Annotated in this window: 14 protein-coding genes, 1 tRNA gene and 1 riboswitch; all 15 genes read left to right on the top strand. The window is 31.4% G+C overall.

Annotated features, from left to right (window positions below; translation table 11 throughout):
• Nucleotides 1-96: 96 nt before the first annotated feature.
• The 15 genes from FDT66_RS01500 (at nucleotide 97) to FDT66_RS01430 (ending at nucleotide 16,741) form a co-directional block, all read left to right on the top strand.
• Nucleotides 97-2,199 carry a HEPN domain-containing protein gene (locus tag FDT66_RS01500; protein ID WP_138534377.1) on the top strand — a complete coding sequence of 701 codons (2,103 nt, stop codon included), beginning with the start codon at nucleotides 97-99 and terminating at the stop codon, nucleotides 2,197-2,199.
• Nucleotides 2,200-2,373: 174 nt separating this feature from the next.
• A complete protein-coding gene (cobA, locus tag FDT66_RS01495; protein WP_138534703.1) occupies nucleotides 2,374-3,147 on the top strand; it encodes a uroporphyrinogen-III C-methyltransferase in 774 nt (257 codons plus the stop codon).
• Nucleotides 3,147-3,722, top strand: coding sequence for a precorrin-2 dehydrogenase/sirohydrochlorin ferrochelatase family protein (locus tag FDT66_RS01490; protein WP_138534376.1), 576 nt, complete (start codon nucleotides 3,147-3,149; stop codon nucleotides 3,720-3,722). The genes cobA and FDT66_RS01490 overlap by 1 nt, the downstream gene beginning before the upstream one ends.
• Nucleotides 3,723-3,804: 82 nt before the next feature.
• Nucleotides 3,805-4,860, top strand: a complete 1,056-nt coding sequence (locus FDT66_RS01485) for an NAD(P)/FAD-dependent oxidoreductase (RefSeq protein WP_138534375.1) — start codon at nucleotides 3,805-3,807, stop codon at nucleotides 4,858-4,860.
• Between the two features lie 56 nt (nucleotides 4,861-4,916).
• Complete coding sequence (locus FDT66_RS01480) at nucleotides 4,917-5,246, top strand: 2Fe-2S iron-sulfur cluster-binding protein (protein ID WP_138534374.1); 330 nt, start codon at nucleotides 4,917-4,919, stop codon at nucleotides 5,244-5,246.
• Between the two features lie 5 nt (nucleotides 5,247-5,251).
• Complete coding sequence (epsC, locus tag FDT66_RS01475) at nucleotides 5,252-6,007, top strand: serine O-acetyltransferase EpsC (RefSeq protein ID WP_138534373.1); 756 nt, start codon at nucleotides 5,252-5,254, stop codon at nucleotides 6,005-6,007.
• A gap of 1 nt (nucleotide 6,008) precedes the next feature.
• Nucleotides 6,009-6,902: a cysteine synthase CysM gene (cysM, locus tag FDT66_RS01470; RefSeq protein ID WP_171032291.1), complete on the top strand. Its 894-nt coding sequence runs from the start codon at nucleotides 6,009-6,011 to the stop codon at nucleotides 6,900-6,902.
• A gap of 95 nt (nucleotides 6,903-6,997) precedes the next feature.
• Nucleotides 6,998-7,102, top strand: a riboswitch (SAM riboswitch).
• Between the two features lie 49 nt (nucleotides 7,103-7,151).
• Complete coding sequence (locus FDT66_RS01465; RefSeq protein ID WP_138534372.1) at nucleotides 7,152-8,150, top strand: homocysteine S-methyltransferase family protein; 999 nt, start codon at nucleotides 7,152-7,154, stop codon at nucleotides 8,148-8,150.
• 98 nt (nucleotides 8,151-8,248) lie between these two features.
• Nucleotides 8,249-8,602 carry a four helix bundle protein gene (locus tag FDT66_RS01460; RefSeq protein ID WP_138534371.1) on the top strand — a complete coding sequence of 118 codons (354 nt, stop codon included), beginning with the start codon at nucleotides 8,249-8,251 and terminating at the stop codon, nucleotides 8,600-8,602.
• 2 nt (nucleotides 8,603-8,604) lie between these two features.
• Entirely contained in the window at nucleotides 8,605-11,310 is a 2,706-nt protein-coding gene (gene metH, locus FDT66_RS01455; RefSeq protein ID WP_138534370.1) for a methionine synthase, read from the top strand.
• Between the two features lie 198 nt (nucleotides 11,311-11,508).
• Nucleotides 11,509-12,465 carry a methylenetetrahydrofolate reductase [NAD(P)H] gene (gene metF / locus FDT66_RS01450; RefSeq protein WP_138534369.1) on the top strand — a complete coding sequence of 319 codons (957 nt, stop codon included), beginning with the start codon at nucleotides 11,509-11,511 and terminating at the stop codon, nucleotides 12,463-12,465.
• Between the two features lie 176 nt (nucleotides 12,466-12,641).
• Nucleotides 12,642-12,959 carry a thioredoxin gene (gene trxA / locus FDT66_RS01445; RefSeq protein ID WP_088355373.1) on the top strand — a complete coding sequence of 106 codons (318 nt, stop codon included), beginning with the start codon at nucleotides 12,642-12,644 and terminating at the stop codon, nucleotides 12,957-12,959.
• 161 nt (nucleotides 12,960-13,120) lie between these two features.
• Complete coding sequence (locus FDT66_RS01440) at nucleotides 13,121-15,682, top strand: M1 family metallopeptidase (protein WP_138534368.1); 2,562 nt, start codon at nucleotides 13,121-13,123, stop codon at nucleotides 15,680-15,682.
• A 1-nt stretch (nucleotide 15,683) separates the two neighbouring features.
• A complete protein-coding gene (locus FDT66_RS01435; protein WP_138534367.1) occupies nucleotides 15,684-16,604 on the top strand; it encodes a DUF58 domain-containing protein in 921 nt (306 codons plus the stop codon).
• Between the two features lie 63 nt (nucleotides 16,605-16,667).
• Nucleotides 16,668-16,741: transfer RNA gene (locus FDT66_RS01430), tRNA-Asp, on the top strand.
• The last annotated feature ends 148 nt before the right edge of the window (nucleotides 16,742-16,889 follow it).

The following is a 16,889-nucleotide window of genomic DNA, read 5'->3' as shown; positions in this document are numbered from 1 at the left end:
TAAGTACGCAGTAGGTAGTATTAAGTAAAATAGCTCTCTTAATACTTTTTACTTAATACTCAATACTTTTTACTAACTACTCAATACTAAAAAAAAATGCAGAGTTTTAGAACCGAAATAGAAAATCCAGTTGTGGAAAAAGACATTCTGGAATTAGAGAGAAAAATTCAACTTTTTAAAGAAGGTAAAATAGACGAAGAACGTTTTAGAAGTTTACGTTTGGCAAGAGGGGTTTATGGTCAGCGTCAATTTGGCGTTCAAATGATTCGTATAAAACTACCTTACGGAAAAGTTACAAGCGAACAATTACACCGAATTTCTGATGTTTCAGACGAATATTCTCGTGGAAGATTGCACATCACTACAAGACAAGATATTCAAATTCATCATGTGAGTTTAGATAGAACTCCAGAATTGTGGGCGCAACTAGAAAAAGATGATATTACTTTACGTGAAGCATGTGGAAATGCGGTTAGAAACGTTACAGCATCAGAAACTGCAGGAATAGATATTAACGAGCCTTTTGATGTTTCGCCTTACGCAGATGCAACGTTTAAATTCTTTTTAAGAAACCCAATTTGTCAAGAAATGGGTCGTAAATTCAAGATGTCTTTTTCAGGTACTGATGATGATACAGCGATTAGTTTTATTCACGATTTAGGTTTTATTGCGAAAGTAAAAACTGAAAACGGAATCACAAAAAAAGGTTTTAAAGTCTTATTAGGTGGTGGTTTAGGTTCACAACCAAGACATGCAGATGTTATTTACGAATTTTTAGAAGAAGATGTTTTAATACCAACTATCGAAGGAGTTTTAAGAATTTTCGATAGATTTGGAGAACGTGCAAAAAGAGCAAAAGCAAGATTAAAATTTTTGGTAAAAGATTTAGGTGTTGAAGCTTTTTTAGAGTTAGTTGCAGATGAAGTAAATGCGTTAGAAAACAAAAGGTTTAAAGTTGATACAACTGCTTTCGAACAACCAATCGTTTTTCAAGAAATAGCAATTCCTTCAGTAAAAATAGAAGATGAAGTTACTTATAAAAAATGGAAAGAAACTAATGTAATTCCACAAAAGCAAGAAGGTTTATTTGCCATTGGTTTAAAAATACATTTAGGAGATTTTTATACACCAAAAGCTAGATTGTTGGCAGATTTGGTGAAGAAATATGCAGCAAATGAAATCCGTTTGACGTTACGTCAGAATATTTTAATTCGTCATATTAGAGAAGAATTATTACCATTTTTCTATGTTGAATTGCAAAAATTAGGTTTCGCAAAAGCAGGTTATAATTCTACAGCAGATATTACAGCTTGTCCAGGAACAGATACGTGTAATTTAGGAATTTCAAGCAGTACAGGAATTGCAGTGGAATTAGAAAAAGTATTGGAAGAAGAATATCCGAATTACTTAAATAACAAAGAAATTGCCATTAAAATTAGTGGTTGTATGAATGCTTGTGGGCAACATAATATGGCACATATTGGATTTCAAGGAATGTCAATTAAAGTTGGGAATTTACAAGCACCAGCATTACAAATTTTAATTGGTGGAGGAATTTTAGGTGATGGAAAAGGTCGTTTTTCAGACAAATTGGTAAAAGTACCAAGTAAAAGAGGACCAGAAGCATTACGTATTTTATTGAATGATGTTGAAGAAAATCAGCAAGAAAAAGAGACTTTTTTAGAATATTACGACAGACAAGGAAAAACTTATTTCTACGATTTATTAAAAGGATTGCAAGATACCACCAATTTAGAACCAAGCGATTTTATCGATTGGGGACATTCAGAAAATTACGTAAAAGCAATTGGAGTAGGAGAATGTGCAGGAGTTGTAATCGATTTAATAGCAACACTTTTATTTGAAAGTGAAGAAAAAATCACAAATTCAGAAGAAGCTTTAAACGAAAATCAGTTTTCAGATAGTATTTATCACGCATATACATCTTTGGTAAACACAGCAAAAGCACTATTGATAACCGAAAATATAAAAACAAATACACAAGCAGGAATTATTTCTGATTTTCAGAAGCATTTTGTAGACACAAATAAGTTTGAATTGAATGGTTCTTTCGAAGATTTAGTGTATCAAATTAAAAAAGAAGCACCAACCAAAACGTTTGCAGAAAATTATTTAAATGATGCAAAATCATTTTATAAAAAAGCAGATGCGTTTAGGACTGTTGAGGTTAATAGTTAAATTTTAGAATCAAGAATCAAGAATCAAGAATCAAGTCAGAAAAGACTTATGACATAAGACTGCAAGACTGTTGCGAGCATATGTTTGAAATAAATTAGTTAGAAAATGAATAATTATAATAAAAAAATAACAGAGTCTGTATTTCCCCTGAAGCCTGCATTGAGCGAAGGCGAAATGGGGGATAAAAGGGGGATCTTAACAGTAGTTGGAGCTGGTCCTGGAGATGTAGATTTAATCACATTAAAAGCAGTTAAAGTTTTAAAAAAGGCAGATGTTGTTTTGTATGATGCTTTGGTAAATGAAGAACTATTAGATTTTATAAATCCTGAAGCCGAACTAATTTTTGTAGGAAAAAGAAGAGGTTGTTACAGATATCAGCAAGAACAAATTAACGAGTTAATTGTTGCAAGAGCAAAAACACACGGACATGTAGTTCGCTTAAAAGGTGGAGATCCTTTCATTTTTGGAAGAGGAGCAGAAGAAATGGAATTTGCAGCAAGTTTTGGAATAGAAACTGTAATGGTTCCAGGTATTTCATCTTCATTGGCGGTTCCAGCGTATCAAAATATTCCAGTAACAAAACGTGGAAGTGCCGAAAGTTTTTGGGTAATTACAGGAACTACCAAAGAACATAAATTATCAAATGATGTTGCTTTGGCAGCAAAATCGAATGCAACAGTTGTAGTTTTAATGGGAATGGGAAAATTGTCAGAAATCATTAAATTATTTCAACAAGAAAATAAAAACGATCTACCAGTTGCTATCATTCAAAATGGAACAAGAAGCAACGAAAAAGTAGGAATTGGAACTGTAGATACTATTTTAGAGGTGGTTAAAGAACAGGAATTAAGCAATCCTGCAATTATTGTTTTGGGTGAAGTGGTAAATCATAGAGCAATTTTGGCGAATGTACAAGAAGAGTATTCAAAAGAGTTAATTGCTTCATAATGGAACAAAACGAATTATATCCCATTTTTTTAAAAACGCAACAATTAGAAACGTTAATTGTTGGTGGAGGATTTGTAGCATTAGAAAAATTGTCTTTTTTGTTGAAATCGAGTCCTAATTCGAAAGTAACCATGGTTTCTCCATTTTTTAGAGAAGAAACCCAAGAGTTGGCAAATAAATTCGGAATAAAAATGATTGTTGATGAATATGAAAAACAATATTTATCAAACAAAAATATTGTCATTGCAACCACAGATAAAGAAGCTGTAAATATTGAAGTTTACAAAGATTGTAAAGAAAGAAATATTTTGGTAAATGTTGCTGATAATCCTCCCTATTGCGATTTTTATATGGGAGGTATTGTAACCAAAGGAAATGTAAAAATTGCGATTTCCACAAATGGAAAATCACCAACAACCGCCAAAAGATTACGTCAGTTTTTTGAAGATGTAATTCCAGAAAACATCAACGATTTAGTGAAGAATTTAAACGAATATAGAAAAACCATCAAAGGAAACTTTGAAGAAAAAGTAGAAAAACTAAACGAATTCACGAAGAGTTTAGTGGAAAAATAAAAAGGTTATTAGTCTTTCGTTTTTTGCAGTTAGCAATTAGCGAGTGACTAAAATCAAATAGCTAAAAGCAAAATTTTATAAGATGATTACAACAGACATACTAATTATTGGAGCAGGACCCACAGGATTATTTACCGTTTTTGAAGCAGGTTTATTAAAACTAAAATGTCATTTAATTGATGCTTTACCACAACCAGGTGGGCAATGTTCAGAAATTTATCCGAAGAAACCAATATATGATATTCCAGCATATCCAGAAATTTTAGCAGGAGATTTAACAAAAAATCTAATGGAGCAAATCAAGCAATTTGAGCCTGGTTTTACTTTAGGAGAAAGAGCAGAAACGATTGATAAGCAAGATGATGGTACATTTATTGTAACAACAAATAAAGGCACAAAACACCATGCAAAAATTGTTGCAATTGCTGGTGGATTGGGTTCTTTTGAACCTAGAAAACCATTGATAGAAAGCATTATCAATTTCGAAGATAAAGGGGTAGAATACATCATTAAAGAACCAGAGCTTTACAGAGATAAGAAAGTGGTGATTTCTGGAGGAGGAGATTCTGCTTTAGACTGGGCAATTTTCTTATCAGATGTAGCTTCGGAAGTTACTTTAATTCACAGAAGAAATGAATTTAGAGGTGCTTTAGATTCTGTTGAAAAAGTACAGGAATTAAAAAACTTAGGAAAGATCAACTTAATTACACCTGCAGAAGTAAAAGGAATTTTAGGAACAGATAAAGTAACAGGAGTTGTGGTGGAGAAAAAAGGAGAAGACGGTTTTATTATAGATACAGATCATTTTATTCCACTTTTTGGATTGTCACCAAAATTAGGACCCATAGGAAATTGGGGATTAGAAATAGAGAAAAATGCCATTAAAGTAAATAACGCTTTAGATTATCAAACAAACATACCAGGAATTTACGCAATTGGAGATGTAAACACATATCCAGGAAAATTAAAATTAATTTTATGTGGCTTTCACGAAGCAACTTTAATGTGTCAAAGTGCGTACAAAAGAATCTTTCCAGATAAAAAATATGTAATGAAATATACTACAGTTGGTGGTGTAGATGGCTTTGATGGAACAAGAAAAGAAGCACCAAAAGCAGTTGTTAAAGCAATTCAATAAAAATTTCTTGATAGGTTTGCGTAACTTTGCAGACAGAACTAAAAAGTAGTAGCAAAATGCAGGATGTAAATCTTAAAATAACGGACAGAAATGGCGTAACTCACGATATTGTTGCACCAACAGATATGGCAATGAATTTAATGGAAGTTGTTCGTTCGTACGAATTGGCAGAAGAAGGAACCATTGGTATTTGCGGAGGTATGGCAATGTGTGCTTCGTGTCAATGTTATGTGAAATCAGACCACGAATTACCGGAAATGTCTGATGATGAAGATGCAATGTTAGCAGAAGCTTTTCATGTGGAAGACAATAGTAGATTGGGTTGTCAGATTCAAATTACGCCAGAAATTGATGGTTTAGAAGTAGAATTAGCGCCAGAATCGTAATAAAAATGAAAGAAGTAGCACAAAAGGTTTCCGTAGAAAATTATAGCATGTGTTTAAGAGATGCTGTAGAAATTTTTACAAAAGAATTAATAAATTGTCTTTTTGATAAAAATTATCAACAAGAAAAAGGTGCAGCAACTAAAAATAAATTCTTTAAAATTTTAGAAAGACTAGCTATTAATAATGAAGATTGTTCTTGGGCAGCTTTTGAAAATTCATTTCCAGAAATTAGAAGAAAATTAGATTTAGATGCTTTTGCAGCTCTAAAATCAGATCCTGCAGCAAAAAGCTTACGTGAAGTATATTTAGCATATCCTGGTTTTTATGCCATTGCAGTGTATAGATTAAGCAATCAATTGTTAAAACAAAAAATTCCTGTTTTACCAAGAATGATGAGTGAGTTTGCACATAGTACAACAGGTACAGATATTCATCCAGGAGCAGAAATTGGTGACTCGTTTTTTATAGATCACGCAACAGGAATTGTAATTGGAGAAACCACTATCATAAAAAATAATGTAACTATTTTTCAGGGAGTAACCTTAGGAGGAATTCAAGTTAAAAAAAGTATGGCGTCTACAAAACGTCATCCAACTATAGAAAATAATGTAATTATTTATGCAAATGCAACAATTTTAGGTGGTGATGTTGTAATTGGAGAAAATTCAATCATTGGAGCAAATGTTTGCATTACAGAAACAGTATCACCAAATACCATAGTTACAGTTGAGTCAAATAATTTTATTACAAAAAGAAAATAAAATGAAAACGAAAAGTATTATAGATTTTGTAGGAAATACGCCTTTGGTAGAAGCTCAAAATATTTTCAAAAAAGATGGAGTTACTTTATTATTAAAGTTAGAAGGTAATAATCCAGGAGGTAGCGTAAAAGATAGAGCTGCTTATAATATGATTTCTGAAGCTTTAAGAAGAAAAAATATTAAAAAAGGTGACACTTTGGTTGAGGCAACTAGTGGAAATACAGGTATAGCTTTAGCATTAATGGCAAAAGTATTAGGCGTAAATATGGTTTTGGTAATGCCAGAAAACTCTACGATTGAAAGAGTAAAAACCATGCGTGCTTACGGAGCAAAAGTGCATTTAACTCCACAAGAATTGGGTATGGAAGGTTCAATTGATTATGCTTTAAAATTAAAGTACAAAAAAGGATACTTTAGGTTGAATCAGTTCGATAATACTGATAATTCTAAAGCACATTATAAAACAACAGGACCAGAAATTTGGAGAGATACAGAAGGTCAAGTAACACATTTTGTTTCTGCCATGGGAACCACTGGAACAATTATGGGAGTTTCAGATTACTTGAAGGGAAAAAATAAAAATATTACAATTGTCGGAGCTCAACCTAAAGATGGAGCCAAAATCCCAGGAATTAGAAAGTGGCCTGAAGAATATTTGCCAGCAATTTTCAATAGAAATAAAGTTGATGAAGTAATAGAAGTAAGTGAAGAAGAATCTATAGAAATGACACAAAGATTAGCTGCAGAAGAAGGTATTTTTGCAGGAATGAGTAGTGGAGGTTCTGTGGCAACCGCCATTAAAGTTGCAGAGAAATTAGATAATGGTGTAGTCGTTGCAATTATTTGCGATAGAGGAGATCGTTATTTATCTTCAGCTCTTTTTGAAAAAGTATAGAATTTTATAATTTAGAAACAAGTTCAGCATAAAAAATACTGCAAATAAAAAAATAATCCGTTTATTTGCAGTATAGTTCATAATCTTATTGATTTACGTTATCACGAAAGGCAGAGGGATTAGACCCATTGAAGCCTTGGCAACCTCTCACTTATGAGAAAGGTGCTACATTCTACAAGCTTTGGCTTGAAAGATAACAGCGAAAAAAACACCTTTCCTGATGACATATATTGATAAAAAAATCAAAAAATGTCAAACATTTACAAAGCATTACAAGAACGAATTTTAATTTTAGATGGAGCAATGGGTACAATGCTTCAAGCTTATAAATTCACTGAAGAAGATTTTAGAGGCGAGCGCTTTAAAGATTATCCAACTCCATTACAAGGTAACAACGATTTATTGTCTATTACACAGCCAGAAGCTATCAAAACCATTCACGCTAAGTATTTTGAAGCAGGTGCAGATATTGTAGAAACCAATACTTTTTCTGGAACTACTATTGCAATGGCAGATTATCAAATGGAAGATTTGGTGTACGAATTAAATTATCAATCAGCTAAAATAGCCAGAGAAGTTGCCAATGAATTTACAGCTAAAGAACCTCACAAACCACGTTTTGTTGCAGGTTCAATTGGTCCAACAAACAGAACAGCAAGTATGTCTCCAGATGTAAATGATCCTGGTTATAGAGCAGTAACTTTTGATGAATTACGTATTGCCTACAAGCAACAAACTGAAGCTTTATTAGATGGAGGTGCAGATTTATTATTGGTAGAAACGGTTTTTGATACTTTAAATGCAAAAGCTGCTTTATTTGCTATTGAGCAAGTAAAAGAAGAACGTAATATTGAAATACCTGTAATGTTAAGTGGAACTATTACTGATGCTTCAGGGAGAACATTATCAGGGCAAACAGCAGAAGCTTTTTTAATTTCTGTTTCCCACATTCCATTATTATCAGTAGGATTCAATTGTGCACTAGGTGCCAATTTATTGCAACCTCACTTAGAAGCAATTGCGAATAAAACTGAGTTTGCAATTTCTGCACATCCAAATGCAGGATTACCAAATGCTTTTGGTGAATATGATGAAACTCCAGAAGAAATGGGAGAGCAGATAGAGGAATATTTAAAGAAAAATTTAATCAATATTATTGGAGGTTGTTGTGGTACAAGTCCAGAGCATATAAAAGTAATTGCAAATATCGCTGCTAAATATAAACCAAGGCTAGTTGGTGGTTTTTAGTTTTTGGTTGTTAGTATCAACCACAAACCATAAACCACAAACCATCAACTATAAACAAATAACTATAAACCTTCAACCAAAAACCAGTAACTAAAAACATGAATTATACAGATTTAGATGTTTGGAAATATTCGAGAGAATTAGTGAAGTTGGTGTACTTATTAACAAAATCTTATCCTAATGAAGAATTGTATGGATTAAGTAATCAGATAAGAAGATGTGTAGTTTCTGTTCCATCAAATATTGCAGAAGGAATTGGTAGACAATCAAATAAAGAAACAATTCATTTTTTATACATAGCTAAAGGATCTTTGCAAGAAGTTGAAACACAATTGTATTTATCTTTTGATTTAGAATATATTTCAGAAAAAGAATTAAAAAGTATTTTGGAAAAAGTAATTTCAAGTAAAAAACTATTAAATGGTTTTATCAATTATTATAAAAAGTTATAGAGATGAGTAAAACCAACAACCAACAACCAACAACCAACAACCAAGAAAGGCGATATATGAAACTGTCTGGTTTAGAGCCTTTGGTTTTAAATGAAAATAGCAACTTTATCAATGTTGGGGAACGAACAAATGTTGCAGGTTCTCGTAAGTTTTTACGCCTAATAAAAGAAGAAAAATTTGATGAAGCGTTAGATATTGCAAGACATCAAGTAGATGGTGGCGCTCAAATTATAGATATTAACTTTGATGATGGTTTAATTGACGGTAAAGAAGCCATGGTTCGTTTTCTGAACTTAATTGCTGCTGAGCCAGATATTTGTAGAGTACCTATTATGATTGATTCCTCAAAATGGGAAATCATAGAAGCCGGTTTACAAGTGGTTCAAGGTAAATGTGTGGTGAACTCTATTTCTTTAAAAGAAGGAGAAGAAAAATTCATTTGGGAAGCCACTCAAATAAAACGTTATGGAGCAGCAGTCATTGTAATGGCTTTTGACGAAGTTGGACAAGCAGATAATTTCGAACGCAGAATAGAAATAGCAAAACGTTCTTATGATGTTTTGATAAACAAAGTTGGTTTTGCTAGTGAAGACATCATTTTTGATTTAAACATATTTCCTGTAGCAACAGGAATGGATGAACACAAAAGAAATGCTATCGATTTTATTGAAGCTACAAAATGGGTAAGAGAAAATTTACCTAATGTTTCTGTAAGTGGAGGTGTAAGTAACGTATCGTTTTCGTTTAGAGGAAACAATACTGTTAGAGAAGCAATGCACACAGTTTTCTTGTATTATGCTATTCAAAATGGGATGAATATAGGAATTGTAAATCCTGCAATGTTGGAGGTGTATGATGATATTCCAAAGGATTTATTAGAACACGTAGAAGATGTAATTTTAGATAGAAGAGAAGATGCCACAGAACGTTTACTCGATTTTGCAGAAACTGTAAAAGGAACTTCAAAAGAGAAAACAGCAGATTTATCTTGGAGAGAAAATCCGTTACAAGACAGAATTACCCACGCTTTGGTTAAAGGAATTGATGCGTTTATTATAGAAGATGTAGAGCAAGCAAGACAAGAAGCTACAGCTCCTATTGAAGTGATTGAAGGTCATTTAATGATTGGGATGAATGTGGTTGGCGATTTATTTGGCGCAGGAAAAATGTTCTTGCCACAAGTGGTAAAATCTGCACGTGTCATGAAAAAAGCAGTTGCATATTTAAATCCGTTTATTGAGGCAGCTAAATCCGATAAATCAGAACCTGTTGGAAAAATATTAATGGCAACTGTTAAAGGTGATGTGCACGATATTGGTAAAAATATTGTAAGTGTGGTATTGGCTTGTAATAACTACGAGATTGTAGATTTAGGAGTGATGGTTCCACCAGAAAAAATCATTCAAACTGCTATAGATGAACGTGTAGATGCTATTGGTTTAAGCGGATTAATTACACCTTCTTTAGATGAAATGGTGTATTTGGCGAAAGAAATGCAGCGTCAAAATTTTGAGGTTCCGTTGTTAATTGGTGGTGCTACAACATCCAAAGCACATACAGCTGTTAAGATTGATACCCAATACAAAAATGCAGTAGTTCATGTAAATGATGCATCAAGAGCAGTAACAGTTGTTGGTGATTTGTTAAACAAGAAATCTAGTCATTTATATACAGCAAAATTAAAAAAAGATTACGACGAGTTCAGAACCAAGTTTTTAAAGCGCGGTAAAGAAAAATCATATATTTCTATTGATGAAGCTCGTAAACGTAAGTATAAAATTGATTGGGAAACTTCAGAAATTGTAAAACCAAAAGAATTAGGAATTCAAACTTTAGAGCAATTAAGCTTAAAAGAATTAGTGCCTTTTATCGATTGGAGTCCGTTTTTTAGAAGTTGGGATTTACATGGAAAATTTCCAGATATTCTAACAGATAAAGTAGTAGGCGAACAAGCTTCAATCATGTATGAGGAAGCGCAACAAATGATTGCAGAAATTATTGCAAATCAATCTTTAAAACCAAAAGCAATTTTTGGGTTGTTTGAAGCCAATTCAATCAATGAAGATGATATTTCTGTTCAGAAAAAAGGCAAAGAAGTTGCTATTTTTAGAACCTTACGTCAGCAATTAAAAAAACGTGAAGGAATACCTAATATCGCTTTGGCAGATTTTATTGCCCCAAAAGAAAGTAATAAAACAGATTATATAGGTACTTTTTGTGTAGCTATTTTTGGAGCTCAAGAATTAGCAGATTCATACAAAGCAAAAGAAGACGATTACAATGCAATTATGGCACAAGCCATTGCAGACAGGTTTGCTGAGGCGTTTGCAGAATATTTGCACAAACAAATTAGAACAAAACATTGGGGATATGCTTCAGACGAGGTTTTAACAAACGACGATTTAATCAAAGAAAGTTACAAAGGAATTCGTCCTGCACCTGGGTATCCTGCATGTCCAGATCATTTAGAAAAAGAAACGATTTGGAATCTGTTGGATGTTGAAAATCAAATAGGAGTAAAGCTTACAGAAAGTTTAGCAATGTGGCCAGCAGCAGCAGTTTCTGGATATTACTTTGCCAACAAAGAAGCAAAATATTTTGGTTTGGGTAAAATCACAGACAATCAAGTAACAGATTATTCAAAAAGAAAAGGAATCACAAAAGAAAAGGCAAGAAAATGGTTGCATCCAATTTTAGCCGAAGAATAAAAGAATCATAATAAATTAACAATTTATTTTATTTTAACTAACAATACATAAAAATAGAAATAAGAATTTTGCAGAAAAAATAAACGAAATGAGAAAATATAGGTTAGAGTTATTGTTCTTTCTAAAACTTTTTACGTTAACTATTACTGCATTAATAATTGCTTATTTCTTCTAAATTACTGAAACAAATTCAGCATAATGAAGATTACAGAACATATACAAAAAGCAAACGGAAAAACATTATTTTCATTTGAAATTATACCGCCTAAAAAAGGTAATAATATTCAAGATTTATATAATAATATAGACCCGTTAATGGAGTTTAATCCGCCTTTTATTGACGTAACGACCTCAAGAGAAGAATACGTTTATATAGATAAAGGTAATGGATTATTAGATAGAAAAATTACCAGAATGCGTCCTGGAACAGTAGGTATTTGTGCTGCAATCAAGCATAAATATGACGTAGATACTGTACCACATGTGTTGTGTGGTGGTTTCACCAAAGAAGAAACAGAATATGTTTTGGTAGATTGTCATTATTTAGGAATTGATAATGTAATGGCTTTAAGAGGAGACGCTATGAGTCATCAAAAATATTTTAAACCTAATGAAGGTGGAAATGTGTATGCAACAGACTTGGTAAAACAAATTCAAAATTTAAACTGCGGAAAATATTTACATGATGTTATAGAAGCTTCAAACAAAGCAGATTTTTGTATTGGTGTGGCAGGCTATCCAGAAAAACATTTAGAAGCACCCTCTTTACAAACCGATTTAAAACGTTTGAAAGAAAAAGTAGACGCTGGTGCAGATTATATTGTAACACAAATGTTTTTTGATAATAAAAAGTATTTTGAGTTTGTTGAAGCTGCAAAAAACATAGGCATTAATGTGCCAATTATTCCAGGTATTAAGCCAATTGCAGTAAAACGTCATTTACAATTATTACCGCAAGTTTTTAAAATTGATTTACCAGAAAACCTAATATCTTCTGTCGAAAATTGTAAAACTAACAAAGATGTTCGTCAAATTGGTATTGAATGGGCAATCCAACAATCTAAAGAATTGTTAGCTGCAGGAGTACCTGTTTTGCACTATTATTCAATGGGTAAAAGTGATAATATTCATGCAATAGCTTCAGAATTATTTTAAATATTTTATTATTATTTTAAGATTAAAACTCACATTAATAGTTAAAGTTTTATTTTATTTGCATAAAGACTATTGATAGATAAATAGTAAAAAGTAATTTTTCAAAAATATAGAAAGCAAATAAATTGATTACTTTTGTATTACAAATTTGAAGTAATAAACTAAAAATATAAAAAATGGCATTAGAAATAACAGACGCAAATTTTGAAGAAGTAGTATTAAAATCAGACAAACCAGTATTAGTAGATTTTTGGGCTGCTTGGTGTGGACCTTGTAGAATGGTTGGACCAATCGTAGATGAAATTCATGCAGAATATGAAGGTAAAGCTGTTGTTGGTAAGGTAGATGTAGATGCGAATCAAGAGTTTGCTGCAAAATATGGTGTTAGAAACATACCAACTGTTTTAATATTTAAAAACGGAGAAGTTGTAGATAAACAAGTTGGAGTTGCTCCAAAAAACACTTATACAGGAAAAATTGATGCTGCTTTGTAGTAATAATTAATATTTTATAATACTGAAAAGGTTTGGCGAATGCTAAACCTTTTTTTATTTTAGTGAAACTCTATTTTAAATAATAACAATGTTATTTCTTGCGATTGTAAAAAGAACAAATACTGCTTTTTTTGCAGAATTTTAATATAAAATAAAATTTAATGAAGAATTTATCATACCTATTTTGCTTACTAATTCTTATCTCTTGCAATAAAACCAATGAGAATAAAGCAGTTCTTGAAAAAGGAATTTCTTTAGAATTGGCACAATTAAGAAAACAACAAATTTCGGATATTGTATATCAATTAGATTTTAAAATTCCCAAAGAAAAAACAAGTCCAATTTCCTCGAAACTATTTTTAGAATTATCTTTAAATAATCTTGAAAATGATTTGATTTTAGATTTTAATGAAGATAAATCGTATTTAAAATCTTTGAGAGTTAATGGCAATACATCAGAAATAAAACACGAAAATGAGCATTTAATTATCGATAAAAAATTATTGAATTCTGGTAAAAATTCAATAGAAATATTTTTTAATGCCGGAGAAACATCTTTAAATAGAAATGAAGAATTTTTGTACACTTTGCTAGTTCCAGATAGAGCCAGTACACTATTCCCTTGTTTTGATCAGCCAAATATAAAAGCCAATTATAAATTAAGAATTACTGCGCCAAATGATTGGAAAGTAATGTGTGGCGGTTTTGAAGAAAGTGCCATAGAAGTTGATGGTTTTACAGAGCACACTTTCGCTCAAACCGATTTAATGAGCACGTATTTGTTTTCTTTTTTAGCTGGAAAATTTACAGAAGAAATAAAAAATCCTGGAGCTTTTGATATGAGATTTTTATACAGAGAAAATAACCAAGAAAAAATTGATGAAAGTGTAAGTGAGGTTTTTAAAATTCATCAAAATTCATTAACATTTTTAGAAAATTACACACAAGAAAAATTTCCTTTTCAAAAAATGGATTTTGCCGCAATTCCACCTTTTCAATATGGTGGAATGGAGCATGTAGGAGCAATTCAATACAGGCAATCATCTTTATTTTTAGATAAAAATGCCACTCAAAATAGAAAATTAAGCAGAGCAAAATTAATTGCTCACGAAACTTCACACATGTGGTTTGGTGATTTGGTAACCATGAAATGGTTTAACGATGTTTGGATGAAAGAAGTTTTTGCCAATTTTATGGCAGATAAAATTATGAATCCTGTTTTTCCAGAAATAAACCACAGTTTAAGTTTTATGATGACGCATTACCCAAGTGCTTATTCAGAAGATAGAACAAAAGGTACAAATGCTATTCGTCAATATTTAGGAAACTTAAAAAATGCAGGCTCTTTATACGGAAGAATAATTTATAATAAAGCGCCAATAATGATGCGTCAGTTAGAATATTTATTAGGCGAAGAGGTTTTTCAACAAGGAATTCAAGAATACATTAAAACTTATAAAAACTCAAATGCAGATTGGAGTGAATTGGTTGCTATTTTAGATAAAAAATCAGAAGGTAATATTAAAAATTGGAGTGATGTTTGGGTGAACTCATCTGGAAGACCCATTTTTTATGAAGAAATTGAATTGAATGATAAAGGAAATGTAACAAAGTTTATCATCCATCAAAAAGCAGAAGACGGTTTAGATAAAATTTGGACGCAATCTTTTAAAATTCAGTTGATAGACGAAAGAGGATATGTAAAAAACATCAACATAAAAAACATGGGTAAATCTTTTGATATTACTTCAGCTACTAAAGATTTTAAACCCGGACAAGTTTTATACAACACAAACGGATTTGGTTATGGCGTTTTTCCCGTATACAAAAATCAGGTAAATACTTATAAAGATATCAAAGATGAAGTTTCAAGAGGATACCAATTTATTAATTTGTACGAGAATATGCTAAATGGAGTAATAACTCCATTAGAAACTTATAATGTGTATTTGGAGGCAATCCATAAAGAAGAAAACGAATTAATTACAGGTTATTTATCTGGTAGAATTCAGCATATATTTTGGACATTTTTAAATGATGAAGAAAGGTATTTTGCTCAAATTAAAATTGAAAAAGAAATCTCAATTATGTTAGAAAAAGATTTGTCATCAAACATCAAGAAAACATTATTTGGACTATATAAATCTGTGGCTTTTAATCCAATTGGGTGTTCAAATCTCTATAATATTTGGAATAAAAAGAAGAAAATTGACAATCTTTTTTTAAATGAAAACGATTACACTTCTTTGGCAATGAAATTGGCAATTTTCAAACATCCAAAATCAATAGAAATATTAGAAGAACAACAAACTAGAATTTCAAATCCTGACAGGTTAGAGCGTTTTAAATGGTTGTTACCATCGCTTTCAAATGACGAAAGCGTGAGAGATACGTTTATGAAATCGCTTTTACAAAAAGAAAACCGAGAGAAAGAATCTTGGGTACAAAGCGCTTTAAATAACATTCATCACCCTTTAAGACAACAAACATCAACAAAACATTTAAAGTCTATCTTAGAAAAATTAGAAGAGGTGCAATTAACGGGCGATATTTTCTTTCCAAAAGGATGGTTGGCAAGTTCTATTGGAAATTACTCATCAAAAGAAGCGTTTGAAATTTTAAATGAATTTTTAGATGAAAATCCAAATTACAATCCTATTTTAGAAAAAAAATTACTACAAACTACAGATGATCTTTTAAGAGCGCAAGAAATTAAAAAATAATATGGATTTATCAAATGTACAATCTTCAGAAATTAAAAATTTAGACATACTTGCCAAACGAGTGGTAGAAGGTTTTATCACAGGAATGCATAAAAGCCCTTTTCATGGATTTTCTGTAGAATTTTCCGAACATAAATTGTACAATAAAGGAGAAAGCACGCGCCATATCGATTGGAAATTATTTGCTAAAACAGAGAAGCTGTATACTAAGAAATATGAAGAAGAAACAAATTTACGTTGTCATATAATTATAGATAATTCAGCCTCAATGCATTATCCAATAGTAAAAAAGCAAACAGTAGATTCTTTAAATAAAGTAGGATTTTCTGCAGTTGCAGCAGCTGCTTTGATGGAAATATTTAAAAAGCAACGAGATGCAGTAGGTCTCAGTATTTACTCAGACACTTACGAATATTATGCTCCAGAAAAAGGAAGTGAGCGTCATAGAAAAATGTTATTAAATCAATTAGAGCAGTTGTTGGTTTCAGATTCAAAGACAACTACAGACACTTATAGATATCTTCATGAAATTGCTGAAAAAATTTACAGACGTTCGTTAATTTTTGTTTTTACAGACATGTTTCAAACTTCAAAAAATGATGAAGCGTTATTTGAAGCATTACGTCATTTAAAATATAACAAGCATGAAGTTGTTTTATTCCACACTTTTGATGGAAAAACTGAGTTGAATTTCAATTTTGACAATGCACCGAAAAAATTTGTAGATTTAGAAACCGGAGAAGAAATAAATGTTTATGCAGAGAATGTTCAAGAGAAATACAAAGAAATTATAGAGAATTACTTTAAAGAATTGAAAAATAAATGTTTGCAATATAAAATTGATTATGTTCCTGTAGATATTCATTCAGGATTCAACCAAATTCTCACAAAATATTTAATTAGTAGAAAAAAAATTAAATAAAAAATCATTTTTTTGTTTGTAGATATTAAAATCTATTATATATTTGCAACCGCTAAAAGCAACGGTCTGGTAGTTCAGCTGGTTAGAATACCTGCCTGTCACGCAGGGGGTCGCGGGTTCGAGTCCCGTCCAGACCGCAAAAAGCTCTTCAAATTTTGAAGAGCTTTTTTTATTTTAAAAATCTTTGTTTTCTTTTTATTTTAAAAATAAGAAACACATTTAAAGCGGTCTAAATACCTTCTACTTATGGCAAAGTCATAAGATATAAAAAATTCGTGTGTTCTT

This window comes from Polaribacter aestuariivivens, assembly GCF_005885675.1.
Classification (GTDB): Bacteria; Bacteroidota; Bacteroidia; order Flavobacteriales; family Flavobacteriaceae; genus Polaribacter; species Polaribacter aestuariivivens.
This window is presented reverse-complemented; position numbering and strand designations above follow the sequence as displayed.